Raw genomic sequence first — 8,575 nt, forward strand, 5'->3', positions numbered from 1 at the left:
TCTTTTCCATTAAAAATTCATCCTTTCAATCAAGTTCGATGCCTGCTCCGATTCTTGACTGAAAGGATGTCTTTTTTCTCTTTTACACAATATTTTCGGAGGCCTCGCAAAAAACGGCATATGCAGACGCATATGCCGTAATCAAATCGCCATTGACACATCGCCGCATCCGTACCATAATCAGTCTTACGCGCAAAGCGCCGCATGTGTCGTTGATTGCTCTATTAAGTTTTATTTTTATTATAGCGGATCCTTTTTTGAAATGCAAGGGACATTTTGCACAAAGCCGCTCCCCAGTAGATCCAGCAAAAAATATCAGCTTTGCACACTGTAGGGGTACATTTTAAAGCCCAGTGTGTCCGATGCGGTGTACAACAGGCTCTTTGACGAGCTGGCAGTGATGGAGCAGAAAACAGGGATCGTTCTCAGCAATTCCCATCTTGTTTCCATGCTTGCCGTAGCTCCGGCTCTGCTCATGCTGAAGCTGGACGGCTTGACCGTCAAACTCTGCTATGAAAACGGCAGGCTGGTCGAGGCATCCACTCGTGGGGATGGTGAAACTGGCGAGGATGTGACCCACAACGTCCCGGTGTTCTGCAATGTTCCATTGAAGATCCCCCACAAAGGAAAGCTTACTGTCACGGGAGAGGGCCTGATCCACACTGACGATTTTGAGCAGATGAAGGGTTCTGAGGACAAGGACATCAAGAATGCCCGGAATCTGGCCGCTGGCTCTATTCGGCTGCTTGACCCCGCCATTTGTAAAGACCGCAGTATCTATTTCTATGCTTTCAATGTGATTGAGGGCATGGATACTCTTGGCGGCAATACAGACAGCTGAGGGTGGCTGCTGGAAGATTTGGACACACTTGGTTTTGAAACCTGTCCGTTCATACGGCTGGAGAAGAACGTATCTCCGGTAGAGATGGAGAGCAAAATCCAACATCTGAAAACCATTGCAAATATCGAAAAGCTGCCCATTGATGGGATTGTGCTGTGCTATGACAGCATTTCCTACTCCAAGACGCTGGGGAGGACGGGGCATCACTACAAGGACGGCATTGCGTTCAAGTTTGAGGACGATATGCTGGAAACAGTCTTCCGCTCCATCGAGTGGACACCTGGCCGTTCCGGGGAAATCGCACCTGTAGCCCTGTTTGATCCTGTGGAGATCGACGGCTGTATTGTGTCGAGGGCCAGCCTGCATAACCTGTCCTTTATCAAGAATTTAGAACTGCATCCGGAGTGCCGCATCCTGGTTTCCAAGCGCAATATGATAATTCCCCATATCGAGGATAATCTTGAGCGTGGCCATTATGCCCCCAGCCTGATTCCGAATTGGACAACTACTTTGACAGTAGTTTGGATGATTTCGAGAAAGCGGCCACGAGTGGCTTTGACTTTACTGCGTTGCCAGACTTCGGCGCAACTCTGAGCGGAAACATTCACGATTGGTTCCAGGTGCCAGAGAATCTTGAACTGTGGAGAACCCTTCGGGGAGAAGCCCAGTAGCAAGCTCACCAAGGCCCGTGAGCTGGGTATCCCCGTTCTGACCGAGGAAGAGTTTCTTTCGATGATCCCCGCATAAACTGTCTGATTGGAGCGGACGGAGGGCTGCTGATATGAGCATGGATATTCTCTATGAAATCAACTTTCCGGATGGCCGCTGCTGGACAACCACTTCGCTTTGTTCCCAGGCGGTGGACGTTGCCAAAGCGAAAGCAAGAAAAGACGGCACACCGATGGAAGTTGCAAAACACAATTGAGGACAGGAGAAGTCCGCAGAAATACCTATTTCCCGGATGGTACGGTTGAAAAAGATTGGAAAAAGAGGTGAATTTGGAGAAATGAAATACTACAGTACAAAGCGTCCCGTTGCGCCAGGTACGTTCCCAAAACCGGATGGCAACAAGGTTATCGAAATCGTCAACTTTAATGAGCGGCAGTATTGTAAAGAGGCTGGCCGTGACTGCTGGGGCTGCATTGAATACGAACATCCTCTGAGCGAGAAACAGGCTGCGGACTACGAACTTGTCCGGGAGCATCTATTGGATTTCACACAGCGGTACATGGTAGGTGCGGGGACATCGGTTCTCCGCACCTTTGCTACGGCTGCGGAACTCAACGAGTGGTTCGATGCGCAAATCGTAGAGGATCGTCACTTCTGCCGCCTCTATGATCAGGTAAGGATGGTGCATATCCTCGGATGCCGTTATATGTGGCTCAAGCCAGAGGAACGGTGGACAGACGATCCACAGAGCAGCTTTCCAGGTGCAGCGCTGCTTACCAGAGAAGAACCTTGGAGCTGAATAGGGGGGATAAACATGGACACCTACAGAATACCGCTTGTTTGGCAGATGTATGGTCACTGTTGCGTTGACACAAATTCACTGAAAGATGCGATTGAAATTGCGCTGGGGCCGGATACCCCGCTTCCTGATGGATGCTGCGTTGAGGATTCCGTTGCTGTTGACTATGATGTTCTTGAATTGGAACAGGATAAGAAGAACAGCGCACTGACAAAGGCTATGCTGCGGTCACAGCTCCAACGAGGACATACCCTCAATGACCTTTTGGCATTCGGCCCCGGCCAGAACTGCGAGATATTTAAGGCTTACAAATTCCACCATTTGGATGTGGTTATCTATGTTCCTGATGTAGCCTTGAACCATATTCCCCTTGAACGCCAGGCTACAGACCCGGAAGAACTGGACGAAGTTTTGAGCCAGTGCTACACAGGCCAGGACTTCATCGACGAGTGCCAAGGTGATACAGAGAAAGCCGAGCGCCTGTTTTGCTGCTGCGACTGGCAGCATCCATCCTCTGCGGTGGACGAGTTAGCCGATGACGGGGAGGAATCCTAAATGAAGCACACTCTTATTGATGAAAACGGGCAGTATGCGCTTATCCTGCGAGGGGAGAGCATGACCCAGTATGCTGTTGTAAGCGGCCTGGACAAGAAAGCTGGAAGCTGGGACTGGACCTGCTGCTACTATGATTTCGGCAAGTTCTCTGGCCTGACGAAAGCTGAGGTTCTTTTCAGGGCGTTGGACTACTACCTGATGCGGACAAACGAAAAACATATCTCTTGGGACAGAATGAGCGAGATCGCCACGGTTCTGAAAAATGGGCTGATTGAAGATGGTGAGGCAGAATCCTACCGCTACATGGCTGATGCTGCTGAATTGTCGGACACCGAAGCTGAATACTTTGGGCTGGATATGGAGTGGTACAGAGATGCTACAGGTGACGATAACGATAACCCGGCTCCGTCCAGCACAGGCGGCGATCACAGCCCTATTAATCCATGGGATGTACCTGGAATGAGTGTATCAGATTTCATGTAGGTGTCCCAAATACGTTTGTTAATAGGACAGGTTTAATAGGACTGGAGTACCCCTTAAAATCAGGTGGTTTTGAGGGGTATTTCGTCTCAAAACTCGTTCCAATATCTATATCCCTATTCTTATACGTTATTGGGAAGGATGTGTCTGATGAAGAACTACATCTTTGGATACGCCCGTGTCAGCACTGAGCAGCAGAATCTTGACCGCCAGTTAGATGCTCTCAGGAAGTACGGCTGTGATATGATCTACAATGAAAAGATGACCGGGATCAAACGTGATCGTCCTGAGCTGGCTAAGATGCTCGACCAGATGACCGAGGGTGATACCGTGGTGATCGAATCCCTGTCGAGGCTGGGGAGCAGTACAAAGGACTTGATCAAGCTGACAGAGTTGTTTCAGTCCAAGGGCGTTCATCTGGTCAGCCTGAAAGAATCCATCGACACTAGTACCAGCACAGGCAAGCTGTTGTTCCCCTCATGTCGGCCATCGCTCAGTTTGAACGGGATGTGATTGCTGACCGTACCAGAGAAGGCTTGAAGTCAGCCAAAGCCAGAGGGAGAACGGGAGGCAGGCCCAAGATGAACCCTGATGCTGTCAGGAAGGCCATCAAATTATATCGTACTCAGCAATATTCCATCAAGGAGATTGAGGAACTGACAGGGGTTAAGAAGTCCACCTTGTACCGGAACCTACTCGAACATGGTACAGGAGAATGATGTGTGGCACTGAGATCGTGGTGTCGAGGTACGGTAGCTGTTCGGGTTCAGGATGGCTACCGTATCATTGAAATCACAGTTCATCCACCTACTCAAGTAGATCAGGTGGTTCTCTTTAACTGTTATTCTTTTTATCGACAAGCACTTTTGGTATATGAAGATATGTATTCTGGAACGTGTTCAACAGGGAGGGGAGATGATCTTTTGCACTTATAAAATAAAAATAAATGAAAAATACATCCGCAGGTTATCATACCTTTGCTTTTTATCAAAAGATAAGTTCAGATGATTTTTCTATGCTGACCAGTGACTTCAGAGTATACAAAAACAAGAATAAAGACATATATGATTACCCTATCAAAAATAAAAAGGGGAAAATCATTGGTTGGGCGTATGCCTATAAGAGAAAAAAGGAATCTGCTGGAAACTGATATCTTCAACAGCTCCCAATGGTTTTTCCTGACAGGGTATTGCCGTGATAATTAACCCCAGGGTACTCATTGAAAAAAACTATATTGCTGCTGCACAGGCCAACGATTTAGAGGTGGTAGAAAGGGTATTTAATGAGGAAGCAAGAAAAATATCCTCCATTCTATTAAAATTCGGTTCAAACTCTTTGAGCCGTGCCGACTTTTGCTTAAATATTGCTCTCAAGGAGTTGGGTATCCCGTGTTCCCCTGAGCAAATGATAACGCTTATTAAACGGAGTAATACTCCTAAGCGTTATAAGGAACGAAGCAGCTATGATTACAAACTGGGTAGGAAAATCTCGGATAAAAACAGCTTTTATCTCGAAAGCAAATCTGTGAATATAAATTATTACTGGAAGTATCCTCAGCAAGAGAATGAAGCTCATCCAAATTTCTTGTTCAGGGAATCGTCTCGTAATGTAATACGTTTTGAAGTTCAGTATAAGTCCCCCAATTTGTACCCTCTCGTACAAGGAATTAGGGGGGATTCCAAATTTTTTATATCAATAGACGGTCATTCTATTGAAGATGTATATCAAGCATCCGTTTTGGAACAGGTTCATAACCCATCTATACCTGTAGATATTATATGACATTGTTATTAAGAAGTTGCTTCCGTTAGGGTTTATTACCCATAATGCTGTTATTTTGTTTGTGTTAGAGATATTTGCACATTATGCAGAAGTCAAAAAATTCTATAAGAACTACTATCCACTTATTGTTGTGGATGAATTTCAAGACACAAACTGTATAGCGTGGGCATTACTCAAATCGATTATCTCAGATCAGACGCAATTGCTTTTTCTTGGTGATCCGCTACAACGAATATATGGTTTCATTGGTGCATTGCCCAATATCATGTCCAGTGCCGCTAATGAATATGGAATGGATAAAATAGCACTTTCTAAGAATTATCGATTTTGCAATAATCCAGAAATGCTAAAGTTAGACAATAATATCCGTATAAATGCCAGTTCCCGTTTTTCTCCAGCTATTTCTGAGGAAGATGCGGCAAGGTTACCTGCGTTTTGGGGAAGAACACAGCAGGATGAGGCTGAGCAAATCGTTACAAAAGTTCAAACTTTAATGGGCAATGGAACCTCGAAGATATCAATCCTTTTTCGAGGGCGCGGAAAGAATGTGGAAGTTGTAGAGACGGAGCTTTCTCGTAAACAAATTCCATATTTTTATGGGATGTTTACCGATGAAGATGCGGATTATGTTGAATTCCACAATAAATGTCAAGATATGTTCATTAAGCGGTTTGGTAAACAGAAAACGATAAATAAAAAAGCACTTATTTCTTTTTCAGATAGCGTAAAGAAAGCTTATGAAACCGCAAACGGGAAAATGATTGACTCTTTGTTTCGATTACTTGATGCTCTTGTAGAGAAAGTTTCTATTGATTATGCTGATCTCTTGCCAGAAGATAAATATACCCTTCTCTTGGACATTTTTGAAAACCGGCAGTTAAAACAAGCAATGGAATATGTGGAGTCACAAGTTATTTTATCAACCGTACATGGAGCGAAAGGCCTTGAATGGGACTATGTAATTCTCGGAGATATTGAACGTTGGCTATTTCCAGGTTATTATACTTGCAATAATTGTATGAATAAATTTGCTAATGGAGCAAATTGCTGCTGCACTTTACCGAATCCGTTGCCAACATCATTTGTTGACAAAATTTTAGATGAGTTATCAGTCTTTTATGTTGGGGTAACTCGTGCGAAAAAGCAAGTGTATGTTTCAGCAAGCGCTAAACGGTTAGATTACAATGGGAATGAAAAAGGGAGCATATTTTCGTGTATGGTTGGGATTGCTGGTGTGAAACTGGTGAAAGCTGATTGAATTTGGGCATTGAAGGTCTCCAAAAAGACACCACATCCGACCATAATCTCGGATGTGGTGTCTTGTCATTAGTTCATGACTCCCAGCCAATTCCACTATGCGGGCTAGACACTTGCTTGAGGTAGCCCTCCAAGTCACCGCAAAGAACTAACTCCGCATAGTCCAAGGGGGCATTATAGACGAGCCAGTCCAATTCAGAACGGGCGTTGATGCTCATAGCAACTTCCTTTTCGACCTCGATGCAGTCAATGGAAATCATACTCCCGTCCGCATAACGCAGCTCGACATTGCCGGTGTCGATGTTAAACTCGCACGATAACAGCTTATTCATAGTGGAACCTCCGTAAAACCTTGTATTTTGTAACCAATCCTGACTGGCAGTTGCCATTCATTTTTGATTACTGTTTTACGGACACCCACCTAATGCGCCGAGGGAACTATGGTTCTAAATTGCTTTCATCAAAAAGCGGTGAATCAAAAAATGTCCCCAACTCTATTCCGAATCCCTGGCACATCTCATGGATAACACGCAGTTTGACCGATTCATATGCACAGTTTATCACATTCCCAATGGTTGACCTGGGAACGCCGCTTTTCATAAATAACTCATACTGCGTCATGCCACGCTCTTCCAGCAACTGGGCAACCCGCTTGCTAATGGCTTGATTAAGCTACACCGCCCCCCACCTCAACGGTAATTATAGCGAATCAGCGCGTCAATTAGTCCCTGTACCTGGACGCTTCGAAACTGTTTGTACGCCATATGAGGTAAGTATAATGGAAGGAGAAAGAGATGGAGCAAAAACAAATTCCGATTTCAGAGCTTCCCTTCAATTTTGATAAGGTAGAGCACATTTACGGCTCCATTCGGTCTGCGGAGCTGTACTGCCCAGGCGCGTATTACATTTTTACACAGTTTTCACATATTGAGCTGTTTCGCGGCACGGAATACCTTGTGGCGGCAAAGGATTGCCCCGCGCTCTCGCCTAGGGCGCGGGTTTACGGGCTGCCGCTGCTGGGCAATCCCGGATTTCTGATCTATGATTGCGACGACTATTTCAATAAAGGCAAGAGTGTGGCGCTGTACGAGGTCTACCAATACCTCTCAGCGCATGGTCTTCCAATTCCGGCGTATACCACGCTGGAGGAGACAAAGCTCTGGGGGATGGAGGTCTGCCCAGAATACTTTGGTGAGTTTCCAATTCCAACGGAAACGCCGTGGGGGCCTCCGCTCCGACACAGCTATCTCTGGAATGGGCTCTACTGGCTGGAAACCAAACAGGCCGGATGGGCGCTGGCAATCGCGTACCCTCTTTGTGAAGACCTCACATATAAGACGAAAAGACTTGGACAGCAGACGGACTATGACCTGGAGCACGGAATTGACAACACCTATGGGTTCCGCTTCTACACATACCGGAGCAGCTGCCTGCCGGTTTTTGAGCTGCTGCAATACGCGGATGAGACCTGGGAATCTAAGATCAATGTGGGCGCATTGAAAAACGCAATTCTGAAATTCCATCCGGATTATGCGGAGGATACGCCCTGCATCCCTCCGGACATGGAACTTATCATGTCGCCGGGGGCTGGATTTGATTTTTATACGTTTCCACAGGAACCATGACGGCGTGATAAGCAGGATACGGCTCTATTTATAAGGATGGGAGAAGTGATATGAGGGAAACCACATGCGCCTTTACGGGGCACCGGCCGCATAAGTTTCCCTGGAAGTACGATGAAGCAGACCCGCAGTGTATTGCGCTAAAAAGGGTTTTGGTGCAACAGGTTGGCAGACTAGCGGCGGCCGGTGTGACAGATTTTTTCAGCGGCATGGCAGACGGCTCCGATGTCTGGCTGTCACAGATGGTCCTGGAGCTGCGCACAGAAAATCCAGCGTTAAAACTCCATTGCCCTCCTGCCCTGCGAGGAGCAGGCTGGCAAATGGAGCTTTGGCGGCGCAGGCGCGGTATCATTCTATTTTGGGACAGGCCGATTCCGTGGCCTATGTGAGCCGTAATTATTATGACGGCTGTATGCTCGACCGGAACCGCCGGCTGGTGGAGGCCGCTGGCCTGCTGCTGGCCGTCTACAACGGAGAACGGCGGGGCGGAACTCAGGCGACGGTCAATTATGCCAGAAAGCTGGGCCGAAAGATTATTCTGATTGAGCCTGTCATGGGGCAGAGCTCCTA

The 8,575-nt window shown here is 46.8% G+C and carries 13 protein-coding genes and 1 pseudogene; 12 read left to right on the top strand and 2 right to left on the bottom strand.

Going from position 1 to position 8,575, the window contains the following annotated elements; translation table 11 throughout:
* Nucleotides 1-400 precede the first annotated feature (400 nt).
* From D1159_RS19875 to D1159_RS18035, 9 genes are all read left to right on the top strand, one after another.
* Nucleotides 401-841: a hypothetical protein gene (locus D1159_RS19875; RefSeq protein ID WP_243152384.1), complete on the top strand. Its 441-nt coding sequence runs from the start codon at nucleotides 401-403 to the stop codon at nucleotides 839-841.
* A gap of 18 nt (nucleotides 842-859) precedes the next feature.
* Nucleotides 860-1,435, top strand: a complete 576-nt coding sequence (locus tag D1159_RS19880; RefSeq protein WP_243152385.1) for a hypothetical protein — start codon at nucleotides 860-862, stop codon at nucleotides 1,433-1,435.
* Nucleotides 1,436-1,622: 187 nt separating this feature from the next.
* Nucleotides 1,623-1,766, top strand: coding sequence for a hypothetical protein (locus D1159_RS18005; RefSeq protein ID WP_161846984.1), 144 nt, complete (start codon nucleotides 1,623-1,625; stop codon nucleotides 1,764-1,766).
* Nucleotides 1,767-1,811: 45 nt separating this feature from the next.
* Nucleotides 1,812-2,309 (top strand): hypothetical protein, encoded by a 498-nt coding sequence (locus D1159_RS18010; protein WP_243152386.1) that lies wholly within the window; start codon nucleotides 1,812-1,814, stop codon nucleotides 2,307-2,309.
* A gap of 15 nt (nucleotides 2,310-2,324) precedes the next feature.
* Nucleotides 2,325-2,864: a hypothetical protein gene (locus D1159_RS18015; protein WP_161846986.1), complete on the top strand. Its 540-nt coding sequence runs from the start codon at nucleotides 2,325-2,327 to the stop codon at nucleotides 2,862-2,864.
* Nucleotides 2,865-3,347, top strand: a complete 483-nt coding sequence (locus D1159_RS18020; protein WP_161846987.1) for a hypothetical protein — start codon at nucleotides 2,865-2,867, stop codon at nucleotides 3,345-3,347.
* A 147-nt stretch (nucleotides 3,348-3,494) separates the two neighbouring features.
* Nucleotides 3,495-3,857, top strand: coding sequence for a recombinase family protein (locus D1159_RS20300; protein ID WP_347563727.1), 363 nt, complete (start codon nucleotides 3,495-3,497; stop codon nucleotides 3,855-3,857).
* A gap of 681 nt (nucleotides 3,858-4,538) precedes the next feature.
* The gene (locus D1159_RS18030; protein ID WP_161846988.1) at nucleotides 4,539-5,126 is read left to right on the top strand and encodes a hypothetical protein; all 588 of its coding nucleotides are present in this window, start codon (nucleotides 4,539-4,541) and stop codon (nucleotides 5,124-5,126) included.
* 55 nt (nucleotides 5,127-5,181) lie between these two features.
* Nucleotides 5,182-6,384, top strand: a complete 1,203-nt coding sequence (locus D1159_RS18035) for an ATP-dependent helicase (RefSeq protein WP_243152387.1) — start codon at nucleotides 5,182-5,184, stop codon at nucleotides 6,382-6,384.
* Nucleotides 6,385-6,457: 73 nt separating this feature from the next.
* Here D1159_RS18035 and D1159_RS18040 read toward each other — a convergent pair whose 3' ends face one another.
* Complete coding sequence (locus D1159_RS18040) at nucleotides 6,458-6,715, bottom strand: DUF6061 family protein (RefSeq protein WP_161846990.1); 258 nt, start codon at nucleotides 6,713-6,715, stop codon at nucleotides 6,458-6,460.
* Between the two features lie 106 nt (nucleotides 6,716-6,821).
* Nucleotides 6,822-7,022 carry a helix-turn-helix transcriptional regulator gene (locus D1159_RS18045; RefSeq protein WP_279280121.1) on the bottom strand — a complete coding sequence of 67 codons (201 nt, stop codon included), beginning with the start codon at nucleotides 7,020-7,022 and terminating at the stop codon, nucleotides 6,822-6,824.
* A 155-nt stretch (nucleotides 7,023-7,177) separates the two neighbouring features.
* Here D1159_RS18045 and D1159_RS18050 point away from each other — a divergent pair, with 155 nt between their 5' ends.
* The 3 genes and pseudogenes from D1159_RS18050 to D1159_RS19890 form a co-directional block, all read left to right on the top strand.
* Nucleotides 7,178-8,008, top strand: coding sequence for a hypothetical protein (locus tag D1159_RS18050; RefSeq protein ID WP_161846991.1), 831 nt, complete (start codon nucleotides 7,178-7,180; stop codon nucleotides 8,006-8,008).
* A gap of 50 nt (nucleotides 8,009-8,058) precedes the next feature.
* A complete protein-coding gene (locus tag D1159_RS19885) occupies nucleotides 8,059-8,394 on the top strand; it encodes an SLOG family protein (RefSeq protein ID WP_161846992.1) in 336 nt (111 codons plus the stop codon).
* Nucleotides 8,334-8,575: pseudogene (locus tag D1159_RS19890) on the top strand (DUF1273 domain-containing protein); the annotation flags it as partial. The gene D1159_RS19885 and the pseudogene D1159_RS19890, both read left to right, overlap by 61 nt.

This window comes from Pseudoflavonifractor sp. 524-17 (assembly GCF_009935845.1).
GTDB lineage: Bacteria > Bacillota > Clostridia > Oscillospirales > Oscillospiraceae > Pseudoflavonifractor_A.

Bases quoted from the DNA above. Each gene is read 5' to 3' on its own strand.
- D1159_RS19885 (WP_161846992.1), top strand. From the start codon at position 8,059: ATGAGGGAAACCACATGCGCCTTTACGGGGCACCGGCCGCATAAGTTT.
- D1159_RS18020 (WP_161846987.1), top strand. From the start codon at position 2,865: ATGAAGCACACTCTTATTGATGAAAACGGGCAGTATGCGCTTATCCTG.
- D1159_RS20300 (WP_347563727.1), top strand. From the start codon at position 3,495: ATGAAGAACTACATCTTTGGATACGCCCGTGTCAGCACTGAGCAGCAG.
- D1159_RS19875 (WP_243152384.1), top strand. From the start codon at position 401: ATGGAGCAGAAAACAGGGATCGTTCTCAGCAATTCCCATCTTGTTTCC.
- D1159_RS18015 (WP_161846986.1), top strand. From the start codon at position 2,325: ATGGACACCTACAGAATACCGCTTGTTTGGCAGATGTATGGTCACTGT.
- D1159_RS18050 (WP_161846991.1), top strand. From the start codon at position 7,178: ATGGAGCAAAAACAAATTCCGATTTCAGAGCTTCCCTTCAATTTTGAT.
- D1159_RS18005 (WP_161846984.1), top strand. From the start codon at position 1,623: ATGAGCATGGATATTCTCTATGAAATCAACTTTCCGGATGGCCGCTGC.
- D1159_RS18040 (WP_161846990.1), bottom strand. From the start codon at position 6,715: ATGAATAAGCTGTTATCGTGCGAGTTTAACATCGACACCGGCAATGTC.